22 protein-coding genes are annotated in these 25588 nt (G+C 64.0%); 5 read left to right on the forward strand and 17 right to left on the reverse strand.

All coding sequences use genetic code 11. The annotated features are described in order from the left end of the window. Positions 1-30: 30 nt before the first annotated feature. On the forward strand, positions 31-2784 hold the full coding sequence (locus HWY30_RS09840; RefSeq protein WP_090806168.1) for an HAD-IC family P-type ATPase: 2754 nt from the start codon (positions 31-33) through the stop codon (positions 2782-2784). A gap of 20 nt (positions 2785-2804) precedes the next feature. Here HWY30_RS09840 and HWY30_RS09845 read toward each other — a convergent pair whose 3' ends face one another. Further along, positions 2805-3614 carry a class I SAM-dependent methyltransferase gene (locus HWY30_RS09845; protein ID WP_090806167.1) on the reverse strand — a complete coding sequence of 270 codons (810 nt, stop codon included), beginning with the start codon at positions 3612-3614 and terminating at the stop codon, positions 2805-2807. A 544-nt stretch (positions 3615-4158) separates the two neighbouring features. Between HWY30_RS09845 and HWY30_RS09850 the strand changes: the two genes are divergently transcribed. The 3 genes from HWY30_RS09850 to HWY30_RS09860 all read left to right on the forward strand — a co-directional run bounded on the left by HWY30_RS09850 (position 4159) and on the right by HWY30_RS09860 (position 6583). Then, entirely contained in the window at positions 4159-4584 is a 426-nt protein-coding gene (locus HWY30_RS09850; protein ID WP_018420777.1) for a CopG family transcriptional regulator, read from the forward strand. Between the two features lie 45 nt (positions 4585-4629). Beyond that, positions 4630-5727: an extracellular catalytic domain type 1 short-chain-length polyhydroxyalkanoate depolymerase gene (locus tag HWY30_RS09855; RefSeq protein WP_090806165.1), complete on the forward strand. Its 1098-nt coding sequence runs from the start codon at positions 4630-4632 to the stop codon at positions 5725-5727. Positions 5728-6286: 559 nt separating this feature from the next. Then, a complete protein-coding gene (locus HWY30_RS09860) occupies positions 6287-6583 on the forward strand; it encodes a cation:proton antiporter domain-containing protein (RefSeq protein WP_244144859.1) in 297 nt (98 codons plus the stop codon). Between the two features lie 69 nt (positions 6584-6652). On the opposite strand, the gene HWY30_RS09865 is transcribed toward HWY30_RS09860, so the two are convergent. From HWY30_RS09865 to HWY30_RS09935, 15 genes are all read right to left on the reverse strand, one after another. After that, positions 6653-7264, reverse strand: coding sequence for a universal stress protein (locus tag HWY30_RS09865; RefSeq protein WP_425199365.1), 612 nt, complete (start codon positions 7262-7264; stop codon positions 6653-6655). 1 nt (position 7265) lies between these two features. Beyond that, a complete protein-coding gene (kdpE, locus tag HWY30_RS09870; RefSeq protein ID WP_090806163.1) occupies positions 7266-7979 on the reverse strand; it encodes a two-component system response regulator KdpE in 714 nt (237 codons plus the stop codon). Then, positions 7976-10804: a sensor histidine kinase gene (locus HWY30_RS09875; protein WP_090806161.1), complete on the reverse strand. Its 2829-nt coding sequence runs from the start codon at positions 10802-10804 to the stop codon at positions 7976-7978. The genes kdpE and HWY30_RS09875 overlap by 4 nt, the downstream gene beginning before the upstream one ends. A 76-nt stretch (positions 10805-10880) precedes the next feature. Continuing rightward, positions 10881-11465 (reverse strand): potassium-transporting ATPase subunit KdpC, encoded by a 585-nt coding sequence (gene kdpC / locus HWY30_RS09880; protein WP_090806159.1) that lies wholly within the window; start codon positions 11463-11465, stop codon positions 10881-10883. A 19-nt stretch (positions 11466-11484) separates the two neighbouring features. Then, on the reverse strand, positions 11485-13569 hold the full coding sequence (kdpB, locus tag HWY30_RS09885; protein WP_090810086.1) for a potassium-transporting ATPase subunit KdpB: 2085 nt from the start codon (positions 13567-13569) through the stop codon (positions 11485-11487). 85 nt (positions 13570-13654) lie between these two features. Continuing rightward, the gene (gene kdpA, locus HWY30_RS09890) at positions 13655-15463 is read right to left on the reverse strand and encodes a potassium-transporting ATPase subunit KdpA (protein ID WP_090806157.1); all 1809 of its coding nucleotides are present in this window, start codon (positions 15461-15463) and stop codon (positions 13655-13657) included. Beyond that, positions 15460-15555 (reverse strand): K(+)-transporting ATPase subunit F, encoded by a 96-nt coding sequence (gene kdpF, locus HWY30_RS09895; RefSeq protein ID WP_090806156.1) that lies wholly within the window; start codon positions 15553-15555, stop codon positions 15460-15462. The genes kdpA and kdpF overlap by 4 nt, the downstream gene beginning before the upstream one ends. 431 nt (positions 15556-15986) lie before the next feature. Next, on the reverse strand, positions 15987-16919 hold the full coding sequence (mdcH, locus tag HWY30_RS09900; protein WP_090806154.1) for a malonate decarboxylase subunit epsilon: 933 nt from the start codon (positions 16917-16919) through the stop codon (positions 15987-15989). Next, the gene (locus tag HWY30_RS09905) at positions 16919-17617 is read right to left on the reverse strand and encodes a malonate decarboxylase holo-ACP synthase (RefSeq protein ID WP_090810085.1); all 699 of its coding nucleotides are present in this window, start codon (positions 17615-17617) and stop codon (positions 16919-16921) included. The genes mdcH and HWY30_RS09905 overlap by 1 nt, the downstream gene beginning before the upstream one ends. Then, positions 17617-18438: a biotin-independent malonate decarboxylase subunit gamma gene (gene mdcE / locus HWY30_RS09910; RefSeq protein ID WP_090806153.1), complete on the reverse strand. Its 822-nt coding sequence runs from the start codon at positions 18436-18438 to the stop codon at positions 17617-17619. The genes HWY30_RS09905 and mdcE overlap by 1 nt, the downstream gene beginning before the upstream one ends. Further along, positions 18435-19319 (reverse strand): biotin-independent malonate decarboxylase subunit beta, encoded by an 885-nt coding sequence (locus HWY30_RS09915; protein WP_090806151.1) that lies wholly within the window; start codon positions 19317-19319, stop codon positions 18435-18437. The genes mdcE and HWY30_RS09915 overlap by 4 nt, the downstream gene beginning before the upstream one ends. Next, on the reverse strand, positions 19316-19639 hold the full coding sequence (locus HWY30_RS09920; protein ID WP_090806149.1) for a malonate decarboxylase subunit delta: 324 nt from the start codon (positions 19637-19639) through the stop codon (positions 19316-19318). The genes HWY30_RS09915 and HWY30_RS09920 overlap by 4 nt, the downstream gene beginning before the upstream one ends. Before the next feature lie 5 nt (positions 19640-19644). Further along, positions 19645-20607, reverse strand: coding sequence for a triphosphoribosyl-dephospho-CoA synthase (locus tag HWY30_RS09925; RefSeq protein WP_090810081.1), 963 nt, complete (start codon positions 20605-20607; stop codon positions 19645-19647). 2 nt (positions 20608-20609) lie between these two features. Next, positions 20610-22280: a malonate decarboxylase subunit alpha gene (gene mdcA / locus HWY30_RS09930; protein WP_090810083.1), complete on the reverse strand. Its 1671-nt coding sequence runs from the start codon at positions 22278-22280 to the stop codon at positions 20610-20612. A gap of 20 nt (positions 22281-22300) precedes the next feature. Continuing rightward, complete coding sequence (locus tag HWY30_RS09935; RefSeq protein WP_090806147.1) at positions 22301-23071, reverse strand: GntR family transcriptional regulator; 771 nt, start codon at positions 23069-23071, stop codon at positions 22301-22303. Positions 23072-23275: 204 nt separating this feature from the next. Here HWY30_RS09935 and HWY30_RS09940 point away from each other — a divergent pair, with 204 nt between their 5' ends. After that, on the forward strand, positions 23276-24574 hold the full coding sequence (locus tag HWY30_RS09940; RefSeq protein WP_176078874.1) for an MFS transporter: 1299 nt from the start codon (positions 23276-23278) through the stop codon (positions 24572-24574). 21 nt (positions 24575-24595) lie between these two features. On the opposite strand, the gene HWY30_RS09945 is transcribed toward HWY30_RS09940, so the two are convergent. Then, on the reverse strand, positions 24596-25528 hold the full coding sequence (locus tag HWY30_RS09945) for a DMT family transporter (protein ID WP_090806143.1): 933 nt from the start codon (positions 25526-25528) through the stop codon (positions 24596-24598). Positions 25529-25588 lie beyond the last annotated feature (60 nt).

A 25588-nucleotide genomic window follows, 5' to 3' on the forward strand; every position in this document is an offset into this window, starting at 1 on the left:
CCGAAATCACTGGAACCGGGAGACACGAGGATGAGCTCAGTTGAGAGTGCGACGCCGTGGCATGCGATGCCGGCCGGTGATATCGAACGGCAGTTCAACGTCGATCCCGCGCAGGGCCTCGATGCAACGGAAGCGACCGGGCGGCTGTCCACCTATGGGCCGAACCGCCTCCCGCAGGGCAAGAAGAGGGGGCCGGTCGTACGCTTCCTGATGCAGCTCCACAACGTTCTGATCTACGTGCTGCTCGCGGCCGGTTTCGTCAAGTTGATGCTGGGCCTGTGGCTCGATGGCTCGGTCATTCTGGCCGTCGTCATCCTCAACTCGCTGCTCGGCTTCCTGCAGGAAGGACGCGCCGAGAAGGCGCTCGACTCGATTCGCAACATGCTGTCCGCGGAAGCGCGCGTGATGCGTGGCGGAGCGGTTCGCTTGATCCCCGCCGAGGAACTCGTGCCCGGTGACATCGTGCTACTGGAATCGGGCGACAAAATCCCGGCGGACATGCGTCTCGTCGACGCCAGGAACCTGCGCACGGAAGAAGCGGCTCTTACGGGGGAATCCCTCCCGGCCGAGAAGGGCACCGCGCCGGTACCCGCCAAAGCCACGGTCGGCGACCGCGAGAACATGGCGTTCTGCGGCACGATGGTCTTGTCGGGGCGGGCAACCGGCGTCGTGGTGACGACCGGGAGCCAGACGGAACTCGGCCGGATCAACCAGATGCTCGCCGAGGTTAGCGCGCTCGAGACGCCGCTGCTGCGCCAGATCAAGAAGTTCGGCTACGTCATCACGGCAGTGATCGCGGTTGTCAGCGTGCTGCTCTTCTCCTGGGGGCACTGGCTCGGACACATGACTTTCGTCGAGCTGTTCCAGGCCATCGTGGGGATTGCGGTATCGGTCATCCCGGAAGGCCTGCCGGCGCTCATCACCATCACGCTCGCCATCGGCGTACAGCGCATGGCCCAGCGCAACGCCATTATTCGCCGCCTGCCGGCGGTCGAAACACTGGGCGCCGTCTCGCGCATCTGCTCGGATAAAACGGGCACGCTGACCCTGATGGAGATGATGGTGACCTCCGTCGTAACGGCCGAAGCGGCCTATGCCGTTACGGGCGACGGCTACGCCAGCCAAGGAGAGGTCAGCGCCGATGGCAAGCCGCTCGGCGCCGCGCCGGACGTGCTCAAGCTGATGGGCCGCGTGTCGCTGTTGTGCAACGACGCCGAGCTCTTCGAGGAAGACGGCAAATGGAAAGTGGAGGGTGACCCGACCGAGGGCGCGCTCTATCCGTTCGCTTCCAAGCTGGGCATGGACCGTGCCGCCGAGACGGCCGCCGCGCCGAGGATCGACGCGATCCCCTTCGAGTCCGAGCACAAGTTCATGGCGACGCTGAACCGTTCGACGGACGGCGAGATGCTGCTGGTCAAAGGCGCGCCGGAGGTGATCCTCGACCACTGCGACCGGCAGCAGACGGCGCAAGGCCCGGCGCCCCTCGATCGCGAGTACTTCGCGAGGGAGGGCGACCGGCTCGCTGCGCAAGGTGAGCGCGTGCTCGGGCTCGCGTGGCTGTCGGACCCGGGCCTGCGTACGGGCGGCCTCGGGCCGCAGGACCTGCCGCGTACCCTCGTACTGCTCGGCCTCGTGGGCCTGATGGACCCGCCGCGCAAAGAGGCGATCGACGCCGTGCGCGAATGCCACGGCGGCGGCATTCGCGTGACGATGATTACGGGCGACCACAAGATCACGGCGGCGGCAATCGCAAGAATGCTGGGCATCGGCGACGGCAAGACCGCCGTGTCGGGCACCGAGATCGAGGCGATGAACGATGCGGCGCTGCAGGAATGCGTGCGCGGCGTCGACGTGTTCGCGCGCGCGAGTCCCGAGCACAAGCTGCGGCTCGTCAAGGCGATCCAGGCGAATCGGCAGATCGTCGCGATGACGGGCGACGGCGTCAACGATGCGCCGGCGCTCAAGAAAGCCGACATCGGTGTCGCGATGGGGATCAAGGGCACCGAGGTGACGAAGGAGGCGGCGGGCATGATCCTCGCCGACGACAATTTCGCGTCGATCTCCGCGGCGGTGAAGGAAGGGCGCACGGTCTACAACAACATCGAGAAAGCGATGCTGTTCATGCTGCCGACCAATGTCGCGCAAGGCGCGGTGATCGCGGTGGCGATCCTGTTCGCCTTCACGCTGCCGATCACGGCGCCGCAGATCCTGTGGGTCAACATGGTTACTTCCGTCGCGCTCGGCCTGACCATTTCGTTCGAGCCGCACGAGGCAGACGTGATGCGCCGCTCGCCACGCGCAATCGACCGGCCGATCGTCACGCGCTTCGGCATCTGGCGCATCTTGTTCGTCGGCGCGGCGCTCGTGATCTATACGCTGTCCACCTTCTTCTGGATGAAGTCGCAAGGGGCGTCGGATCAGATGGCGCGCACGGCCGCGGTCAACGCCATTACGCTGGGCCAGGTGTTCTATCTGCTCAACATCCGGTATCTGCTCGATTCGTCGCTGTCCGTGCGCGCCCATACAGGCAATCGCTATCTCTGGTACGGAATAGCCGGCGTCGTGGTCTTGCAGCTTCTGTTCACCTATACGTTCCCGTTCCATGCCGTTTTCCACACTGAGGCTCTGCCCTTGTTGGCGTGGGGGTGGCTCGTCGGTGGTGGCGTCCTGTTTTTCCTCGTGGTGGAGATCGAGAAGCTCGTTTTCCGGCTCACCCCTGCATTGAGAGGATTTGTGACGTCGCAACAGGAGGGCGCGGCCTTGCCCAATGATCCCGCGAGGTAGGCCGCCTTGGCGGCCGCCTGCTACATCTCATGCACGCGGCGGAGGATGAAAAACAGGTTAGCCGAGACTGCATTCACGATCGGTATCCGCTCGAAAGGCCGGTTCAGCTTCATGCCGATATTGGCCAGGGCGTTGAGCGCTCCGCCGCCCTTTATGCCTTTTGCGAAGGTGGGAAAGACCTGGTGATAGCCGCATTCTTCCAGTACGAATCCCGACCGGAGAAACAGGCGCTTCGCGTCGCTGAGACTGTACAGCCGATTATGGCCCGTGTACTTCTTCATGACTCTGCACGCGTTTTCGGTCACCGATAAGCGGTTAGGTAAAAATGTGATTATCAGCAAACCGTCGTTTTTCAGCACGCGCCATAGCTCATCGAGGCTCTTTTGCTCGCGGGCAACGTGCTCGAGTACACCGCTTCCGATCACCACATCGAATTGATTGTCTTCGTAGGGCAGCAGAAATTCATGATCGAGCGATGCGAAAGATAACCCGGCGTACTCATGGAATTCCGCGAATTGCCCATCCTTGCAGATGTCGCAGCCATATATATCGATGTCATGGTAGAGCGTGCGAAGCATGCACGAATCTGGCGCGTGCCGGCATCCCCAGTCGAGCACTTTCATGCCACGCTTGATATACGGTGCGTAAATTTCGAACGCGCGCACGTGGCGATCGAGGCTCGCGTTGTTGGCAATGACCGATTGCACATAGTCCCGGTATTCACCATCGCTACGATGTGCAATGTAGTCCTCGCAAAGCTTGGCATAAGTCGCCTTGACCTGCTGCAATTCATTGCTCGGGATCGTTTCAGTGTCGATGGGTTTATGCATATCTCCCTCATGGCGGTGCGAACGATACGACGAATTTCAGGCTCTACCGGGCCAGTATGCTGGTAATCCTTGGTCCATGTTGAGCTCTGCGCAATCCGTTTCCGCAGTACCGGCTTTCGCTGCCCGAGTGACATCGGGGTTGAGAGGTTCGCGGGATGTTGACTACTCCGATTTTGAGCGCTAATGGACTGCGCTTGGCGAGACCTGCGGCAGCAACTACCTCGATAAAGCCGCGATAGTGAACGGTTCAAGTTTTGAAGGATAGCAGTTGAATTTGTCAAAACTGGTCGGGGAACCTCTCCATTTCGCGCCTTATTCTGATGGTTTTGCGCCTTGACGCTCATCCGTTGTGTTCGAGCGAACATCAGTGCCAGCCTCCCGTTGCCCGGCCGTCTTATTCAGCGTTAACCGGCGATAGCGCTCTATCTAGCCCCACGACCAGCGATGCGGCGACCCAGAAGGCGTCTCGACCCCAAATTTTTATGTTGCGGCGCATCTAAAACCATCCTATAACCATCCACATGGATGGTGCAAGGATGGTGCGATGAAGAAACCCGCGGTATTGGACACCCCCCGCTCGAAAGGCGGCGACTCGGAAAAAATCACGATCAACCTCGGACCGGTCGACCTCGGGCAGATCGACCTGCTGGTTGAAGAAGGCTTCTATGCGAACCGGACCGACCTGATCCGAACGGCGATTCGCAACCAGCTCGCGCTACATGCGCGGGTCGTCCAGGAAACGGTTGCGCGTCGTTCGCTCGTGCTCGGGCTGCAGCATTTCTCCAGGCAGGATCTCGAGGCGATTCGAGCCGCGCGCGAGCGTCTCAACATTCAGGTCCTGGGATTGGCCAGCATTGCCGCCGATGTCTCCCCGGAACTCGCGCTCGCGACTATCGAAAGCGTCGTGGTGCTGGGAGCCTTTCATGCTTCGCCCGCAGTCAAGACGGCGCTTGCCGGCAGAATCCACTAGCCGCGCGAGGCCCACCCCCTCAACACCGGTAATCGGACAAATGTGATGAAACTCAACGAAGGCTTTCTGAACTCAATGCACGAAGCGATGACTTTGCTGCGTACCCGCGGCGTTGCCGAAGCGACAGAAGCGATACAACGCGCACTGCGAGGGGAAAGCGTCGGTGCAGTGAACGAAACTGCGTCGCGGGACAAGATGCCAGAGCCCGTTGTCTTCCCGTTTGCAAAGACAAAGGAAGCGACCGCGCACAAGGCGCGAGAAGACTGCCTTGACGTGGAGGAACGAGGACATTTCATCACGCTTGCGTATGCGAATGCCGCCGGTCGCCGTCAATATCGGCTGTATGTGCCGGCGGGTGGCGCCGGCGAGCCGCTGCCACTGATTGTGATGCTGCACGGCTGCACGCAGGACGCCGACGATTTCGCAGCAGGCACGCAGATGAACGCGCTTGCCGAGCGGCATGGATGTCTCGTAGCTTATCCGGTGCAACCGCAGCAGGCGAATCCGTCGAAGTGCTGGAACTGGTTCAAACCTGACGATCAGCATCGCGAGCGCGGCGAGCCGTCGCTGATCGCAGGCATCACGCGCGAAATCATCTCGGCCCACAACGTCGATCCTGCGCGCGTGTACGTCGCGGGGATGTCCGCGGGGGGCGCGATGGCGGCGATCATGATCGCCGAGTATCCCGAACTGTATGCCGCGGTCGGCGTGCATTCCGGTCTTCCGGCACGGTGCGCGCACAATTTACCCTCCGCGCTCGCGGCGATGAAAGGCGGCAAGCACCCCCGAAACGCACGGCGCGTGCAAGGCGATACAGACTTGTCACCGAGACGGCCCATGATCGTCTTTCATGGTGACGCGGATGCCACCGTTCACGTAGCGAATGCCACGCGGCTCGTGCAGAGGTTCGACGCACGGCCGGACGCCGGCAGCGAACGGCGTCGGGTCGACGCGGGCCGACGCGCCTGTACCGTCTCGCGGCTGGTTTCCGGCGACGGTATCGACGCCGAGTTGTGGACCATTCATGGCGCAGGGCACGCTTGGGCCGGCGGCAATGCACGAGGCAGTTATACGGACGCTACTGGTCCGGATGCGAGTGCCGAAATGCTGCGCTTCTTTCTTGATCATCCGCAACGACAATAGTGCAGGCCTCTCTTATGGTTACTATGATTGCGACGGAGTGGCGTCCGCTGTGCATGTAGAGCAAGTCCGCTTGCTCAACTGCATATAAAGGCTGCCCGATGAATCACTTCCGGTGAGAATCCTGGGCGGCAGGTCGGCGAAGCCGGATTTGCGCCGCAATCAACGTACGGCGGGTTGCCATTCAATTGGAGACATCCACGCGTGCTCGTCCATCGTCAACAACGGGTCGCGTGTCGCCGATCGCGGCCTTGCGAAGTTCGAGCGATGTGTGCCGATTGCATGAGGCAGTCATCGGCCATGAACGGCCGGTCGGCGAGGACGCCCGAAAGCGTTCAGTCAACTGCGCTTTCGACCCGCCGCCGACTGTTCGACAACGCAGATAGTTTGACCGTCCTCCGCATTCGGTGGGCGAGGGTCCGGGACGCTGAAATCGCTGGCATCGGGAGCGTGACTCGCCCTCACATTGCAGTTGCGTAGACCGATCGGTGGAGAACGGCAGCTACTTGTCCCGCAATGGCGCAACTGACGTCAATGAGCAGCGCGCAGGGAATACGACACCGTGTGGCTATCGATCGGGATCGCCATCATGGTCGTGATGCTGGGGCGTGCCGTGGCTGTGTCCCCGTGTTGCATGCTCTTCTCGCGCTCGTCGCTGCAGATCGAGGTGCGGCATCAACATATCCTGTTCTGGGGCGGGCTACGCGGTGCCTTGGCCTTGGCGCTCGCGATGGGATTGCCGCCCGGACTACCACGGCGCGAAGAAATCATTACTGTGTGTTTTGCCGTGGTTGCTTTTTCAATCTTCGTTCAGGGCGCCACGATGACGCCGCTACTAAGGCGATTGGGTGTCGTTTAAAGATGCGGGGCCTCAAAAGTTTCATGCACGCCTGCTTTTCATCCTCATCGTTGCGCTCACGCATGCAGTCTAGTGAACCATGGTTACCGGTCTGGTAGTCACGCGCCATAACCCGGCGAGCATGGTCAGTCTGCGAAAGAAACCGAAATGGCTGGCGTCGATCACGACGACATCCGGTTGAGTCTTTGCAGCATAGGCGGCAATGGCTCTTGCGCCGTGCCCGAACACCCGCTTCCATTTGTACGGAACGCCTGCATCCTCAAGGACTGAGCATGTCTGGATCAGCGCGTCGAGCATTATGTGCTTCTCATGGCGACGCAGTGCGCTGCGCGAGTGAAACGCTGCCGCACGCCCTTCGTCAATAGGCTCAAGCACTTCAAGCAGTTCGACTTCGGACACGCAGTGTTCCAGATACAGAAATGCGGCGTGTCGGGCAGCCTGTACGGCACCGCCGCTATCGACTACGGGGATCAGCAACCGTAACATTGAGCGCTCCGATTTCGGCCAGCAGACCGACTTTGACACTTCCATTTCAGCACAGAGCGTGTCAATGCGTTGCAAAACTATACGCAGGACATGTAAAAATCCCGTCAACGCGACGTCTCGAACGCGGTGCAAACATGACGGCAGCACTTCTGAGCGCAATTTCCCACTGAATCGGCGCTTCAGTGCGGATTGCATGCTACTGCCCCTGATAGTCGTTCGCTCCGACCAGTCTGTAGCCTACGCCAGTCTCCGTGATGATGTACTCTGGTTGCGCCGGATCACGTTCGAGTTTCTGGCGCAGGTGCCCCATGTAGACTCGCAAATAGTGGTCGTTATCAGCGTGCGTTTGGCCCCACACCTCCTGAAGTAGCTGTCGATGCGTCAGCACCCATCCTGCGCGTGACACAAGCGCCGACAGTAGCCGGTATTCGATCGGGGTAAGATGGACGATCTGGCTGTCGCGCGTTACCCTCCGTTCAGCAAGATCGATCGTGACAGCGCCGAAATGCACTTTGGTCGACCCCGTCCTGCCGCCGCAGGTTCGCCGCCGCAGGTGGGCGCGGATTCGCGCAGTCAGTTCCGGCAATCCGAACGGCTTGGTCAGGTAGTCATCGGCCCCGGCGTCGAGCGCCGCGACCTTATGCTCCTCCCGGGTTCGCGCCGTTAGCACGAGCACCGGCACAGTGGACCAGCTACGCAGTTCCCGAATCACGTCAATGCCGTCCATATCCGGCAAACCAAGATCGACGATGACGAGATCAGGCCGCCGTGTTGCGGCCTGCGCCAGCCCTTGCTCCCCTGTTTCGGCATCAAAGACCCTCATGCCATCCGCTTCCAGTGCCGTGTGAACGAAACGACGGATGTGCTTGTCGTCTTCAATCAGAACAACGGTGACCGTCGGCTCGCTCATGGTTTTGCCGGATCGACGGCCGGTGCCGGGAAGGCGCCCCCTGTTGACGCCGCCTGCTCTCCATCGTCGGGCCATAGCTCTGCGGGTGGCGCTTCGGCCGGCGGGGTCTCATCGGCGGGCAGCATGAACCAGAAGCGCGCGCCAATGATCTTACCCATTGTGCCGGTACGATTCTCGGCCCCGATCCTGCCGCCATGCGCCTCGACAATGGCACGGCAGATCGCGAGGCCAAGACCTATCCCGGCCTTCGCCGATTCTTTCTCGCCGCGCGTGAACTTGTCGAACACGCGCGTCTCCATGCCCGGCGGCAGGCCGGGCCCGCTATCGTCGACGCAGACCTTCACATATTTCCGGCCGCCATCATGGGCCGGCGTGGCATCGATCGTGAGCGGCGTCCCCGGTGGCGTGTACTTCGCCGCGTTCTCGAAGAGATTCACAAAGAGCCGCTCCATCAGCACCGCATCAAGCTGCAGCAGTGGCAGATCAGGCGGTACATGCACCCGGACCGGGCGCCCGGCGAGCGTACGCCGGCAAGCGCCGAGGGCCGCGCCGACGACCTCCTCGAGCATCGACCATTGCCGGTTCAGGCGCACGCCACCCGCTTCGAGGCGTGCCATGTCGAGCAGGTTCGTGACAAGACCATTCATCCTGAGCGCCTCCTCGTGGATTGCGTCGACGACTTCGCTGGTCGTTCTCGCAGGCACACCGCTTTTGTCCTGTTCGGCAAGCATCGACGCGAATCCGACGATTGCGGTCAGTGGCGTGCGCAGGTCGTGTGAGATCGCCGACAGCAGGGAGTTGCGCAGTCGTTCGGACTCCATGTTGATGAGCGCGTCCTGCGCGATTTCCACGTAGTGAACGCGTTCGAGCGCCAGCGCAATCTGGGCGGCGAACGCATCGAGCATCCGCTGCTGCTCTGGACTCGCCAGATCCGAAGTCTGCTCCGATATCATCGCGAGCACGCCGCGCGTACGCATCGGTGCCCTTAGCGGCAGGTACAGCGCGTCCGTGGCGGGCAGCGTATCCGTGCCACGTCCGGCAGGTTTTTGCTGGTCATACACCCATTGACCGATATCGAGGTCGAGCGCTTGTGCGTCCAGCATGACAGCAGGGTTAGGCTCTTCGACTTTCTGCCAGATCTTCTCTGCGCTGTCCGGCAGCAGGATCGCGACGCGCGCGTGAAACACTTCGCCGACGTGCCGCGTACCGATCTCGATGATCTGCCCGGTCGTCAGCGCCGCGCCCAGTTCACGTGACATGGCGTACATTGCACTGGTGCGCCGTTCGCGCATGGTCGCGATGTGCGCCTGACGGCGCAGGCTCGACGTCAGATGACTGATTGTCAAGGAAGTCAGCAGCATCACGAAGAAGGTCAGCACGTATTGCGTGTCCGAAACCGCGAATGTCATCTGCGGCGGTACGAAGAAGAAATCGAACGCCGCCACGCTGAGGAACGACAGCAGCACGCCCGGCCCGCGCCCGAGTCGCGCGGCCGCGAAGATCACGCCGAGCAGATACAGCATCACCAGGTTCGCCAGAGCGATATGGTGGAGAAAGGCTGACGCAACGACTGTGATTCCTCCGCAGATTGCCAGGGCGTAAAAATAGCTTTGCGGCTTCAAGCGCCCGCCGCCTCCGGGCGCCACAGCAAAGCTCGGAGCACCGGTTCGCATATTCCGGCCCTCACGCTCCGGGGCCGCGCTCATCAGCGTGACGTCGATGTCGCGCGCGTTCTGCACGAGCTGCTCGCCGACCGGCGGCACGATCAGCCGCTGCCAGCGTCCCCGCGCTGACGCGCCGGCAACCAACCTGGACACATTGCGCATGCGGGCGTAAGCAACGAGCGTTTGTGCGGCGTCAGTCCCGTCGAGCGTGGCAGTTTCGGCACCGAGTTCGGCGGCGAGCTTCAACGCATCGAGCGTTCGTTTGCGCAAGTCGTCCGGCATGCGCTGCAGTTTCGGCGTCTCGACATACACGGCTATCCAGTCGGCCTTGATGCTCGTGGCGAGTCGCGAAGCGGCGCGCACCAGCACTGGCGCTTCCGGCCCCGGTCCGACGCACACAATGAGCCGCTCGCGTGCCTGCCAGATACGCTCAATAGACTGGTCGGCGCGATACTCACGCATCTGCGCATCGACGCGATCCGCGGTACGGCGCAGCGCCAGTTCGCGCAGCGCAATCAGGTTGCCCTTGCGAAAGAAGTTACGCACGGCATGCTCGGCCTGCTGGGGCAGGTAGACCTTACCGTCTCGCATCCGGTCGAGCAGCTCTTCGGCGGGCAGGTCGACTAGTGTGACCTCGTCGGCGCCATCGAACACCCGCTCGGGGACAGTTTCCCAGACCCGGATACCCGTGATCTGACCGACAATATCATTGAGACTTTCGAGATGCTGGACGTTGACCGTCGTGTAGACGTCGATGCCCGCGTCGAGGAGTTCGTGGACGTCTTGCCAGCGCTTCAGGTGCCGCGCGCCCTGCACGTTCGAGTGCGCGAGCTCGTCGACGAGGATGAGCTTTGGCCTGCGGGCGAGCGCGGCGTCGATGTCGAACTCGGAGAGCTGGTGGCCGCGATATTCGTGGCGCGCGAGCGGCAGTATCTCGAGACCATCCAGCAGCGCGATGGTTTCCTTGCGGCCATGGGTCTCGATGATCCCGACAACCACATCGGCGCCTTCTTCCTGCTGCCGCCGGGCGGCCTGCAGCATCGCAAACGTCTTCCCCACGCCCGCTGACGCGCCAAAGAAGACCTTCAGGCGGCCACGCTGCTGTTTCTCTTTATCCCGCTGGATCCTATCCAGAAGTTCGTCTGGGTCGGGGCGGTCCATCGAGTGTCTCCCATAAACGGCCGGCGGCAGACGTCAGACCCGCCCACCTTCCCGCCAGACGCACGTTGGCAGCACATCATCCGTGCATGGGTTTGAGGTCGTCGAGCGCGAGGTTGAGCTTCAGCACATTGACGCGCGCTTCGCCAAAAATGCCGAACTGCCGCCCGGACGTAGAGCGGGCAACCAGCTCGGTGACCTGGTCGGTCGTCAGCCCGCGGGCCTTGGCAACGCGTGCGGTCTGATAGGCCGCCGCAGCGGGACTGATCTCGGGATCGAGACCGCTGGCTGAGGACGTCACAAGATCCACCGGTACCGGTTGTGACATGTCGGTGCCCGCTGCCTTCAAGGCATCGATGCGACCTTTGATTTCGTCAGCGAGTGCGGGGTTGGTCGGACCAAGGTTCGAGCCGCCCGAGTTTTGCGCGTTGTAAGGGTTCGGTGTGGTCGCCGACAGGCGTCCCCAGAAATAGTACGGTGCGTCGAACTGCTGGCCGATCAAGGCGGAGCCCACTGCCTTGCCGTTGTGCTCAATCAGGCTGCCGCTCGCCTGGTGTGGAAACGCCATATGTCCGATGGCCGTCACAGCAATCGGATAAATGCCCCCCGCGATCACGGTCAGTACGACGAACAGCACAAGTACGGGGCGAATCAGGTTTTTCATGATGTTTGCGCTCCTTGTGTCAAACCCAGCCAAACGCGGACATGATCATGTCGATCAGCTTGATGAACGGAAACGGGAGCAGAATTCCGCCGAGCCCATAGACCAGCAGGTTGCGGCGCAACAGTGCGGCAGCCCCCAGCGGTCGGTACTTCACGCCCTTGAGCGCAAGCGGGATCAGCGCTACGATGATCAGCGCATTGAAGATCACTGCCGACAGGATTGCGGAGGCCGGCGAACTCAGATGCATCACGTCGAGCACCCGCAACTGCGGATAGGTCGTCGCGAACGCCGCCGGGATGATCGCGAAATACTTCGCGACGTCGTTGGCAATCGAGAATGTCGTGAGCGACCCGCGCGTCATCAGCATCTGCTTGCCGATCTCGACAATCTCGATCAGTTTCGTCGGGTTGGAGTCGAGGTCGACCATGTTGCCGGCTTCCTTAGCCGCCTGCGTGCCCGTATTCATGGCCACCGCGACGTCGGCCTGCGCGAGTGCGGGGGCATCATTGGTGCCGTCGCCGGTCATCGCGACGAGGCGTCCTTCACCCTGATGCGTGCGGATGATCGTGAGCTTCGCCTCCGGCGTGGCTTCGGCGAGGAAATCGTCGACGCCCGCTTCGGCCGCGATCGCCGCGGCGGTCAGCCGGTTGTCGCCGGTGATCATGATGGTCTTGATGCCCATCTGGCGCAGTTCGGCGAAACGTTCCTTGATGCCGCCCTTGACGATGTCCTTCAGCTCGATCACACCCAGCACGCGCGCTACGTCGCCGTGTTTTTCCGCCACCACGAGCGGTGTGCTGCCACGTCGCGCGACATCCGTCACGGCGCTCTCGACCTCGGATGCAAACTGCCCGCCGTGCATTTCGACGTAGTGCTTGATCGCTTCTGCCGCGCCCTTGCGGATCTCGCGGCCCGGCGTCCCGGAGGAAGTCCCCTTGGGGGACAGGTCGACGCCGCTCATCCGCGACTGCGCGCTGAACGCGAGGAAGGTCGCGTGCAAGGAGCTCATATCGCGCTCGCGGATGTTGAAACGCTGCTTCGCGAGCACAGTGATGCTGCGGCCTTCCGGCGTCTCGTCGGCAAGCGACGACAGCTGTGCGCCGTCGGCGAGCGCTTCCTCCGTGACACCCGGTGCCGGTATGAAGGCCGAGGCCTGACGGTTGCCGAGCGTAATCGTGCCGGTCTTGTCGAGCAGCAGCACGTCTACGTCGCCGGCGGCTTCAACAGCACGGCCCGAGGTCGCGATCACGTTCGCCTGCATCATGCGGCTCATGCCCGCAACACCGATCGCCGACAGCAGGCCGCCGATCGTCGTTGGAATCAGGCACACGAGCAGGGCAACGAGCGCGGTGATCGTCACGACGTGGCCGGCTTTTGCCACTTCGACGGAGAACATCGAGAACGGCAGCAGCGTGGCGGTAGCGAACAGCAGAACCAGCGTCAGCGCGACCAACAGGATCGTCAGTGCAATTTCGTTCGGCGTCTTCTGACGCTTCGCGCCTTCGACCATCGCGATCATGCGGTCAAGGAACGCTTCACCCGGGTTCACACTGACGCGTACGACGATCCAGTCCGACAGCACGCGCGTGCCACCCGTCACCGATGAAAAGTCGCCGCCCGACTCGCGGATCACCGGTGCGGATTCGCCGGTGATCGCCGATTCGTCGACCGACGCCACCCCTTCGATCACTTCGCCGTCGGCCGGGATCACGTCACCTGTCTCGACCAGCACGACGTCGCCGCGGCGCAGATCGTTCGCGGCCATGATGCGGATCGGCGCTTTCGGATGCGGCTCCTGCAGTTTCTTTGCCACCACGTTATGTTTGGCGCTGCGCAGCGACGCGGCCTGGGCCTTCGAACGGCCTTCGGCCAGCGCTTCGGCAAAGTTCGCAAAGAGCACCGTGAACCACAGCCACAGCGCGATCGCGAGGATGAACCCCGCAGGCGCCTCGGCCTGGCCGGCGAGCGCAGCAAACCACAGGATCGTCGTCAGGAGGCTGCCGACGTAGACGCAGAACATCACCGGGTTGCGCAGCTGGGTTCGCGGCGTGAGTTTCCTGAAGGAGTCCACGATTGCCGGGCGAACCAGCGTCGGATCGAACATCGACCCGGCCGCGGTGCGCGCCTGACCGATATTGCCCGGCTGATGGACAGGCGGTTGGGTATGGGTAGTCATGCTGTCCTCGAAATCAGTGAGCCGAGATCATCATCAGGTGTTCGACGACCGGGCCGAGCGCGAGCGCGGGCACATAGGTCAACGCACCGACCAGTACCACGGTGCCGAGCAGCAGCACGACGAACAGCGGACCATGCGTGGGCAGCGTACCGGCGGTAACGGCAATGCGCTTCTTGCCCGCGAGCGAACCGGCGATGGCAAGCACCGGAACAATCGATCCAAAGCGCCCGAACCACATCGCGATCGCGAGCGTCACGTTGTAGAAGGGCGTATTGACCGACAGGCCGGCGAATGCGCTGCCGTTGTTGTTCGCGGCCGAGCTGTACGCATAGAGGATTTCAGAGAACCCGTGCGGACCGGGGTTGGCGATTCCAGCCACACCCGCTGCCGTCAGCACACCAACCGACGCGCCTAACAGTACGAGTAATGGCGTGAGCAGCACGGCAATCGACACCATCTTCATCTCGTACGACTCGATTTTCTTGCCGACGTACTCGGGCGTGCGGCCGATCATGAGCCCGGCGACGAATACCGCGAGCAACGCGAACACAAGCATCCCGTATAGCCCGGAGCCCACACCGCCGAAGATCACTTCGCCAAGTTCAATCAGCAGTAGCGGGACCATGCCACCGATCGGCGTGAGCGAATCGTGCATGTTATTGACCGCGCCGCATGAAGCCGACGTCGTCGCAACGGTGAAGATCCCCGACTGCGCGATGCCGAAGCGCGTCTCCTTGCCTTCCATGTTGCCGCCCGGCTGCAAGGCGGACGCGGTTTGATCCACATGCAGCGAGGCAAGCAGCGGATTGCCGCCCTGCTCGGAGGAAATCTCCACCCAGCAGGCGGCCGCGAAGGCGATCGTCATCGCGGCGAGGATGGCGTATCCCTGGCGCTGGTCGCCTACCATCCGGCCGAACACAAGGCACAACGCCGCAGGAATGACGAGCATCGCGATCATCTGCACGAAGTTCGCGAACGGCGTTGGGTTTTCATACGGGTGCGCGGAGTTGGCGTTAAAGAAGCCGCCCCCATTGGTGCCCAGCATCTTGATCGCTTCCTGCGATGCGGTGGGCCCCATGGCGATGGTCTGCCTGTCGGCCTTGTTGTCGACCATGACCGGATTGCCCTTCGCATCCTTCACCGGGTTGCCCTGGGCATCGGTCTTGGGCGTCTGGTAGGTCGTGACCTGCAGCGTGGCGACGTCCTTGTATGACTCGAAGTTCTGGATCGCACCCTGGCTGATGAATACGAGCGCGATGACCGTCGCGAGCGGCGCGAGGATGTAAAGCGTGATGCGCGTGAGGTCGACCCAGAAGTTGCCGATGGTTTTCGTCGTATGGCGTGCAAAGCCGCGGATCAGTGCTACGACGACGGCAATACCGGTGGCGGCCGAAAAAAAGTTCTGAACGGCTAACGCGGCCATCTGCGTCAGGTAGCTGACGGTCGACTCCGGCGTGTAATCCTGCCAGTTCGTATTGGTCACAAAGCTGATGGCCGTATTGAATGCAGCGTCGGCGGTCATCGGGCCGAAACCCTGCGGGTTTGCCGGCAGCCATTGCTGGAGGCGCAGGAATCCGTACACGGCCAGCGCGCCGAGCGCATTGAAAACGATCAAGGCGAGGGCATAGTGCGTCCATGCCATTTCGGCTTCGGGATTGACGCCAGCGAGCTTGTATAACACCGCCTCCAGCGGCCTTCCGATACGCCGCACGACGACGGACGAGCCGTCAAGCACGCTGGTCATGTAGCGGCCAAGCGGAATCGCGAGCGCTATCAGCACGACGATATAAAGTCCTGTCTGGAACAGGTTATTGGCGTTCATTCGAGGGCCTCCGCTCGCAGCAGGGCGTACACGAGGTAGACAAACAGTAAGAGCGTCGACACTGCGGCGAGCCACGTCATCCAGGAAGTCATGGACGGCCTCCGGGGGCGCGGCGGAGCTTGTCGCAGCCGACCGCAAGCGCTGTGACCAGCCCCCCGAATGCGGCGATGGCGATGAGGTAAACCAGATCCATGACGATGCCCTCCCATGACGGATCTTTCCAAGATCAAGCCTATGAAAGAGGGCGTAAACGCCGTGGTAAGACCACGTGCTGGGGTATAAAAAATATGTAAACGGGACCCGGTTCTCGCCTCGAAGGAACACCAGTCAAGGCGATCTGCGCGATGCGCGTCCTCCCCGGGTTCGGCGTCAGCCGTTTGCGCAGATCCGGACTGCGTCAGGCGCAGGCAGCTCTTTTCTCCGGGCGCGCCGAAGCAGCATGGACCAGACGCGACCTTTGTCTGTCTGAGGCTGCCGGAATGATTCTTCTGAGCAGAGTTCGCACACCGCAAAGCACACCCCGTCAGCCACGCTCCAACCGCCTGCGTACCGTCCCCACCAACCTGTCAAACGGCAATGTACTCGCAGCCAGCGCACTGACCTCAGAAAAATTCTCTCTCACGATATCTGTCAACACCTGCCCCGGCGGCGCCTCGACCAGCACCTGCGCGCCCATTTCCTGCATCACGGTCAGCGCATCGAACCAGCGCACGGTGTAACGCATATTGGTCGCAAGATCCTCGCGAATCGCATCGGCCGTATATAACGGGCGTCCGCCGCGATTGCCGATATAAACACCGCGCGGTCTTTCAACATGCAATGTGCGCGAGTACGCCAGCAGTTCGTCGCTCGCACGCGCGAGCAATTCGCAATGCGAGGGCACGCTGACCGCGAGCCGCGTGGCCTTGCGCGCGCCGGCCGCGAGCGCGCGTTCGATGAACCCGTCGAGCGCATCGTCCGCGCCGGCCATCACGATCTGGCGCGGTGCATTGACGTTGCCGATATACACGCGTTGCCGTTGCTCCGCGGCCTGCTGTGCAACGAGCGTTTCCGCCTGCTGCTCGCTCAAGCCGGAGACGGCCGCGAGACCATAGCCCGCCGGATAAGCGGTTTCCATCAGCTCGGCGCGTCGCTGCACCATCTTCAGCGCGTCGCGGAACGCCACCGCGCCACAACTGACCGCCGCCGCATACGCGCCGATCGACAGTCCCGCGCTGATCTCCGCCGCCAATCCTTCATCGGCGAGCGCGCGCATGATCGCGACGCCCGCGACGGTCAAGCCCAGTTGCACCGCGACCGTCGAATCGAAAGCGTCGGCTGAGTCGAGCGTCAGCACGTCGATGCCAAGTGTGTCGGAGGCTTCAGCGAGCGTGTCCTGTACCGCGCGATGCTGCGGCAGTCGATGCAGAAAGCCTTCGCTCTGCGCACCCTGGCCGGGGAACAGAAGCGCGAGCATCAGGCAATGCCATGGTGAGCAACCGCCGCCCACGGATCGGCGATCAAGCGGGGGCCGCTCGCATCGCGGGCAAGCACGCGCGCCTTGCCCGCGGCCCATTCCGCGAGCGCCACGCCACCCGCGGGTGTTTCGAGTTGCGCATCGATGCGGATACCGATATGCGCCGCGAGCGTTTGCAGTTGCTCCAGCAAAGCACTCGCGACATTCAGCGCCAGCGGTTGCGGCACGCGGATCAACAGATCGAGGTCGCTCGTTTCGTTGACAGTCGGCACGTGCGTCGCCAGTTCAAAGCCGGTGCTGCCAATAGGTCCCCAAGCGAATCCACCAAGCGGACCGCCCGAATCACGTTGCAACGAAAGCAGTGCAACGAACGAGGGCAATGCATCACGTCCAGCATCGGCTTGCGTTTGCGCGAGCGATTCCGGCGGCACGGCACCGACGATATCGTCCGCATGCACCCATGTGCCGTAGCGTTGCGCTCGCTTCGCACCGCGTACGCCGATCGCGACGAAACCATCAGCGGCGAGCGCGCGTCGGACGACCGCATACGGCGCGCGTTCGAACGCGTCGCGAACCCACGCCGGTTCGTCATCGGGCAAGTCCAGCCGCCGCAAGCGCAGCAGATCATGCGGCCGCCACCGCGCGTCGCACGACGTGGCGTGCACGGTGGAGAAGGGCGCAGCCGCACACACGCGCATCACACGGCATCCCATTGTTCGGCAAGACGCCGCCGCACCTCGATCGACGCCGCGCGAGTCTGCCGCGCCGCCGCCGATTCCAGCCGACGCGCGAGCGTACGATCCCCCTCGCGCGCGCTGCGAATCTGCTCGACCAGCACCGTGCGCACGCGCTCGATCTGTGCCGCGTCGGGCGCGTCCGCGTCGATGCCTTCGATCAACTGATCGAGCAGCCCCAGCTTCGCGAACGACGCCATCGAATACGACATCGGCACGATCGTGTCGCCGAGTTCGTCGAGTTCTTCGACCGTGCGGCGCGTGACGCGCGCGGCCGCTTCCTTGCCCATCGCGTGGACCATCGTGCCGGGCGCATCGAGCGCGACGATGCGGTTCGCCTGATAGCCGTGCGCGAGGAACGCGCCGGACATCGCCGGACCGACGATCAGCGCGATCACCGGATGGCCGGCGTCGCGCGCGCTCGCATAGGCGTCGACGGCGGCCGCGCAGGCGAGGTGGATGCCGAGCATTTCTTCGCGATAGCCGTACGCCTGGCTCTTCACGTCGACGATCGCGACGATCGGGCGGCGCGTGCCGGCGTCCACACCCGTATCCGCTTCGATCGCTTCACGCACCGCGCGCGCGAGTTGCCAGCCTTGTTCGAGCCCGACCACGTTGGTGGTCGCGCGCGGAAAACGGTTCGCGGGATCGGGCACGACCGTGATGAAGCGCGCGGTGTCGCCGCCGAGCGGCGCATCGCCGCTCCAGACGGGCGCCGCGCTCGACGGTTCACCGGCAAGTGCATTGAACCAGCGCGCGCCGCGCGTGAGTGTCGTGTCGTTCATGCCTGCTCCTTGTTCGACGCATCGCGCCCTTGCGGGTTGTACACATCACGCAGCGTCTCGGGCGTGACGCTGGCCGGATCGATCCGCGCGAGCCTCTGCAAGAACGTGTCGACCTGCTCGCTGCGATGCGTGGCCGGCACGCCTTGCGCGAACGCGGCGCGCACGGCGGAGCGCACGGCCTCGGCATCGTCGTCGACGAGTGTGTCGGCGAGCGCGCTCGCCACGCGCTGCTCGCCGCCGATCAGTTGCCATACGCGACGGCGATCGCTCGCATCGAGTTCTTCGATACCGGCTTCCTGCTCGATCACTTCAGGTCCGTTCATGCCGAGCCGTCCCTGCTTCGTCACGATCAGATACGAGCACAGCGCGGCCGCGAGCGACATGCCGCCAAAGCAGCCGACCATGCCCGCGATCACGCCGACCACCGGCACGCGCCGGCGCAGCGCGACGATCGCCGCCTGAATCTCGGCGATGACCGCAAGCCCAAGGTTCGCTTCCTGCAACCGCACGCCGCCGGTCTCGAACAGCACGACCGGGCGCACGAGCTTGCCACGCTCGCAGTCGCGTAGCGCCATCTCGAGCGCCGCGGCGATCTTGCTGCCCGACACTTCGCCGATGCTGCCGCCCTGGAACGCCGATTCGATCGCGGCGACCACGGCCGGTTCGCCGTCGATCGTGCCGCGCGCGATTACGCAACCGTCGTCGGCCTGGCAGACGATGCCCTGCAAGGGCAGCCACGGCGACCCGATGCGATCGAACGGTCCGAGCAGTTCGCGGAAGCTGCCCGCGTCGAGCAGCGAGCGGGCGCGCTCGCGCGCGGGCAGTTCGATGAAGCTTTCGCGCAGCAGCGGCGCGCTATGTACGCTGGCGCTCGTGCTCATACGCTGTCTCCTTCCTCGGCCGCTTCGACCGCTTCGGCGAGCCGCAACGCGACCACGCCCGGCGTCGCGCCGAAGTCGTTGATCTCGATGTGCGCGGCGCCGTCGTAGCGCGTGAAGAAGCGGTCGAGCACGCTCTTCCAGATGTGGCTATAGCCGTCGACACTGGTGCGCACCACCACGTGCGCGGCGAGCGCCGCACCGCCTGGATCGGCGGCGGCAGGCGACAGCAGCACTTCCAGATCGCCCGAGCCGACCACGCCGACGTGCGCGCGGTTCGTGACGGCGCGTTGCGCCGGATAGTCGAAGGTCAGATGTTCCATGAGGCTCAGCTCCGGCTGGCGTCGCGATGCGCCAGCATGTCGAGAAAGAGGGTGGCGGCGAGCAGATCGGCCGCGCCGCCCGGCGATGCGTTCAGCGACAGCAGTTCGCGTTCGAGCGCGTCGAGCGCGACGCGGCCCGCGGCTGTCGAACTGCCGCCCGCGTCGAGCACGCGCCGCGCGCCGCGCTGCCCCGCATGCAAGCCCGCGAGTCCCGCGCGATGCAGCAGGCAGGTATCGTCGAGCGTGCTCATGATCGCGAGCAGCGCATCGATGCGCGCGGCGTTTTCGTCGAGGCCGCGTGCGCGGGCCGCGTGCAATGCCGGCAGACCCACGTCGAGCGCGTGCGGAAAGCCGTCCTGCGCTTCGCGCCGCGCACCACCGACCTGATAGCGTCGACGCGCGCGTTCGCCGTGGCTATCGGACGAAGCGGCGAAGCGGTCCGGGAAGCAGGCGATCTGCGCGGCCAGCGTGCAGATGCGCGAGGTATCGACACGGTTGGGACCGCCAGGTCTGTGCGCACGCATGGAGGAACTCGAAGCCGTTTCGAGCGCCACGCCCGCAACCAGCAAGCCGATGATCCAGATCGCGCCGCGATGCGCATTGCTCCCTCCCGTCGCCTGCATCATCTCCTGTTCGCCCGCGCGGCCGATCTGCGCGAGCTCGGCGCGCAGCAGCGCCGAGGGTTCGCCGCGGCGGCGCGCCGTGCGCGCCAGCGCCGCGAAGGTCGGTTCGAGCGCGTGCGCGGAGCGCCGCATGATCGCGAGATCGAGGTCGCGATGCGCGCCGCTGCCGCGCCGGTCGACGAGCGCGGGCTTCGGCGTGAGCTCCGCCTCGTCGATCAGCGCGGTGATCGCGTCGCGCGCGAGTCGGGCGTCGGAAAACGGCGCGACCGGCGAGGTGCCGCACGCATCGCGCAGGACTGAAGCGAGCGGCGCGTCCAACCGTTCAAGAACAGCAGCGGACGCCATCGTCACCAGCTCCGGAAGCGCGCGGGCGGCGCGTACAGTCCGCCCGACCACGTGACCAGATCGTCGATGCTGCGCGCCGCGAGCAGCGAACGCTTCGCGTCGCCGCGCCGGATGCCGAGATCTTCCGGATACGCGACGATGCCGCGCCGGCGCAATTCCGCGGTTTTCTCGGGCTTCGCGCGCAGACCGATCGGCGTGACACCGGCCACCGCCGCGACCGCCGCGCGCCGCTCGTCGATGCCTTCGGCCTTGTGCAGATGCGCGATGCCTTCCTCGGTGACCACATGGCTCACGTCGTCGCCGTAGATCATCACCGGCGCGATCGGCATGCCGTTTTTCGCGCCGACCGCGACCGCGTCGAGTTCATCGACGAAGGTCGGCTCGCCGCCTTTCTTGTACGTTTCCGCGAGTTGCACGACGAGCTTCTGGCCACGCGACACCGCGCCGTCGCCCTTCAACAGCTTCAGCCACGCCTCGCTCGAATGACGCCGGCCGCGCGGATCGTGGCCCATGTTCGGCGCGCCGCCAAAACCGGCGAGCCGTCCGCGCGTGACCGTCGACGAATTCGCGTCCGCATCGATCTGCAGCGTCGAGCCGATGAACAGATCGACGCCGTATTGCCCGGCCAACTGACACAGCACGCGGTTCGAGCGCAGGCTGCCGTCGTTGCCGGTGAAGAACACATCGGGGCGAGCCTCGATATACGCCTCCATGCCGACCTCGCTGCCGAAGCAATGGATGCTGTCGACCCAACCCGATTCGATCGCGGGGATCATCGTCGGGTGCGGATTGAGTGTCCAGTTGCGGCAGATCCTGCCCTTGAGACCGAGCGATTCGCCGTAGGTGGGCAGCAGCAGTTCGATCGCCGCGGTATCGAAGCCGATGCCGTGATTCAGCGACGTGACGCCATACGGCTCGTAGATGCCGCGGATCACCATCATCGCGGTCAGCACCTGCAAGTCGCCGATATGACGCGGATCGCGCGTGAACAGCGGCTCGACCGCGAACGGCCGGTCCGCCTGCACGACCACGTCGACCCACGAGCCCGGAATGTCGACGCGCGGCAATTCGTCGACGATCTCGTTGACCTGCACGATCACGATGCCGTGACGGAACGCGGCGGCCTCGGCGATCGTCGGCGTGTCCTCGGTATTCGGGCCGGTGTACAGATTGCCGTGACGGTCGGCCTTGTCCGCGCACAGCAGTGCAACGTGCGGCGTCAGGTCGACGAACATGCGCGCATACAGCTCGACATACGTATAGATCGCGCCGATTTCGAGCTGGCCGTCTTCGAGCAGTTGCGCGACGCGCAGACTCTGCGGCCCCGCGAACGAGAAATCGACCTTGTGCGCGATGCCGCGCTCGAACAGCGTCAAGTGCTCAGGACGACTGATGCTCGAAATCAGCAGATGCAGGTCGTGCAGCTTGTGCGGATCGACCGTGGCGAGCGAGCGCGACAGGAAGTCGGCCTGCTTCTGGTTGTCGCCTTCGAGCGCGACGCGCTCGCCGGGCTGGATCAGCGTTTCGAGCGCATCGACGATGCGGTGCGTGGGCAGCACGCCGTCTTCGAGCCACGGCGCGATGGCCGCGAGGCGGCGATTCTTTTCGTCGCGCCGGGTCGTCCACGAGCGGGTAGTGGACCGCGATGCGGCGGCTTCGGCGGGGTGTTTCATCGGCTCGGTCATCGGTTCGATCAGCTCCCGGTGGTGACGCGCGGGCGTCGGCCGCGCGGCTTCGGTTGATGCGCAAGCGCTTCTTCGCGCGCGCGTTCGGTCAGGAAACGATGCAGAAGCTCGCCGGTGCCGAGCAGATGCGCGACCACCAGCGACTGCGCGGTCGCGATATCGCGGCGCTCGACGGCATCGAGCAGCGCGGCGTGCTCACTGTCGGACTCACCCTTGTACGACGGCAAGCCGAACTTCAGGCGCAGATAGCGTTCGCCGCGCCGGTGCAGCAAGCCGATCATGTCCTCGAGCTGCGGCCGGCCGGCGGGCGCGTAGAGACACATATGGAACGCGGCATTGCGCGTGACGTATAGCGACGGATCCTCTTCGCGCTCGGCGGCGCGGCACAAGTCCGCGGCTTCGCGCAGCGTCGCGGCGGTGTGATGCGGAATCGCAAGGCCGAGCGCGAGACTTTCGAGCGCCGAGCGGATCTCGTAGATCTCGCGCGCTTCGTTGGCGGACAGCGGCGCGACGCTCGCGCCTTTATGGACCGCCGCGCGTGCCCAGCCCTCGCTTTCGAGCTGGCGCAGCGCCTCCCGCACGGGAATCGCACTGACCAGGAAATGCCGGGCAATCGCGTCCTGGCGCAGCGGAGCGCCAGGCGCGAGCGTGCCGTCGACGATCGCCGCGCGCAGCGCCTCAGCAATCATGTGCGAGGTGCTTTCGCGCGGCGCGGCGGCCGGAAGAAACGAACCGGACATAGCCGCCTCCAGGGGAAAACCTTCAGTTGCGTCGGTCATGATATCAAATATTATATATGAAAAGACGCGCATTTCAGCGTGGGCAAACCCGGAAGTCTTGAACCACATCCAGGCAGGTGCTCGCGCCGTCCTCTGAATGAGTTGTACGAGGACATCGCCGATCAATCAACGTCGTCGAGCCATCTCCAAGCGCGCCCGTCCCTTTCTTCGTTACGTTCAACTATCGTAGGCCGGAGGAGCATGATGAATACAGTGACCGACCGACGAGCGGTCGCGCGTCAGCGCACACCGCTCAATCGTTCGCAGATCGCAGGGTTCTGGGGAGCGTGGGCCGGCTGGACGCTCGACGGCATGGACTCGTTCATTTACGCGCTGGTGCTCACGCCCGCGCTGACCGAGCTGTTGCCGCGTTCGGGCTTCGCGGCGACGCCGTCGAATGTCGGCCTCGCGGGATCGATCCTGTTCGCGCTGTTTCTGGTCGGTTGGGGACTGTCGTTCATCTGGGGACCGCTCGCCGATCGCTTCGGCCGCACCAAGGTGCTCGCCGCCACCATCTTCACGTTCGCGATTTTCACCGGGCTCGCCGCGACCTCGACCAATGTGTGGCAGCTCGGTATTTTTCGCTTCATCGCGGGCGTCGGGATCGGCGGGGAATGGGCGCTGGCGGGCACCTACGTTGCCGAGGCCTGGCCGGAGGATCGTCGCAAAATGGGCGCCGGTTATCTGCAGACCGGCTACTACGCGGGCTTCTTTCTCGCGGCTGCGCTCAATTACACGGTCGGCGTGCATTTCGGCTGGCGCGCGATGTTCCTGACCGGCGCGGTACCGGTCGTCGTTGCGATTCTGATTCTGCTGCGCGTGAAGGAGCCGGAGAAGTGGCAGAAAGCCGACGCAAAGACGGTGCGCGTGAAGCCGTTGCGCGAGATCATGGGGCCGGCTTACCGGCGTCGCACATGGGTCGCGTGCATTCTGCTGACGATCGCGATCATCGGGCTGTGGGCGGGCGCCGTCTACGAGCCGTCCGCGGTGATCCAACTGGCGGCGCGCGCCGGCATGTCCAAGGGCGATTCGATTCGCACCGCGTCGCTCGCGACCGGCTTGCTGTCGATCGGCACGATCCTCGGTTGTCTCGCGCTGCCGCCTCTGGCCGAGCGCATCGGCCGCAAGATGACGCTCGCGGTGTACTTCGCGGGGATGGCGGTGTCGATCGCGGCGAGCTTCGGTTGGGCGTTCTATCTGCCGAACGGGCTCGCGCCGTTCATCGCGTGGCTGTTCGTGCTGGGCTTTTTCGGCGGCAACTTCGCGTTGTTCAGCCTGTGGCTGCCCGAGCAGTTCGAAACCCGTGTACGCGCGACGGCGTTTGCGTTCTGCACGTCGTTTGGACGCTTCGTCGGCGCCGGCGTCAACTTTCTGCTCGGCGCGGCGGTGCTGCATATGCAGACGCTCGGCGTGCCGATCGCGTTGACCGCGCTCGTGTTCGTGCTCGGCCTGTTCGTGATTCCGTTCGCGCCGGAGACGAAGGGCGAGACGCTGCCGCAGTAAGAACCGGGCGGGCGGCGCGCTTTACTTCGCGTGACTGCGTGCCCGCCCACCCGGATGGAGCAGCGTCAGCAACGGCCAGCCCAGATTGACGCCGAGACTCGCGGCGACGATCAGCGCCATGCCCGCCAGTTGCGAGAGCGATAGCGCACGGCCATACACGAGCGCATCCACGACGATCGCGGTCAGCGGATAAACGAACAACAGCACCGCGATCACTGGCGTGCTGAGCCTGGGCAGCGCGCCGTAAATCAGCACATACGACAATCCCGTGTGCAGTACGCCCATGCCGATCAGCCAGAACCACTGCATCGGACCGATATGCGTGAGCGTCAAAGGCGCGATGAGCGGCGCGATCAGCGGCAGACAGATCACGCCGACCGCGCATTGCGTGAGCGTCAGCAGATGCGGGCGCATTTCGCCGAGGCTCTTCGCGATCAGCGTGACGCTCGCATACAGCAGCGAGCCGAGCAGCGCTTCGCTCAAGCCGATCAGATAGCTGCTGTGGCCTTGCAGGTTTCCGGCCGCGATCACGCCCGACGCGAGCACGAGCCCGACGAACGCCGTCGCGATCCAGCCGAGCCGGTCCGCGCCGAGCCGCTCGTTAAAGAGCGCCGCGCCGATCAGCACGACCCAGAACGGCTGCACATGAAACACGACGGTCGCGACCGCGATGCTGGTGCGATGAATCGCATCGAAAAAGCCGACCCATTGCGTGACCATCAGCACGCCGGAAATCAGCGCGAGCGCGACCGTGCGGCGCGTGAACTGCGCGCGCGTGAAAAAGCCCTTCCACGCGCAATAGGCGGCGAGCGAGAGAAAGCCGAACAGGCAGCGGAAGAACACGAGCGTCAGCGCATCGAGCCGCGCCTCCTCGACGAAAACGCCGATCGTGCCCATCAGCAGGCCGCCGCTCGCCAGCGTGATCGCGCCTTGTTGACGTGAGGTGAGGGACATGCGCAACGACTCCGAAACATGATGCCTGCGAGTATTGCGCCGCTTGCGACCTGTTCACAA

It is taken from the genome of Paraburkholderia tuberum STM678 (assembly GCF_902833905.1).
GTDB lineage: Bacteria > Pseudomonadota > Gammaproteobacteria > Burkholderiales > Burkholderiaceae > Paraburkholderia > Paraburkholderia tuberum.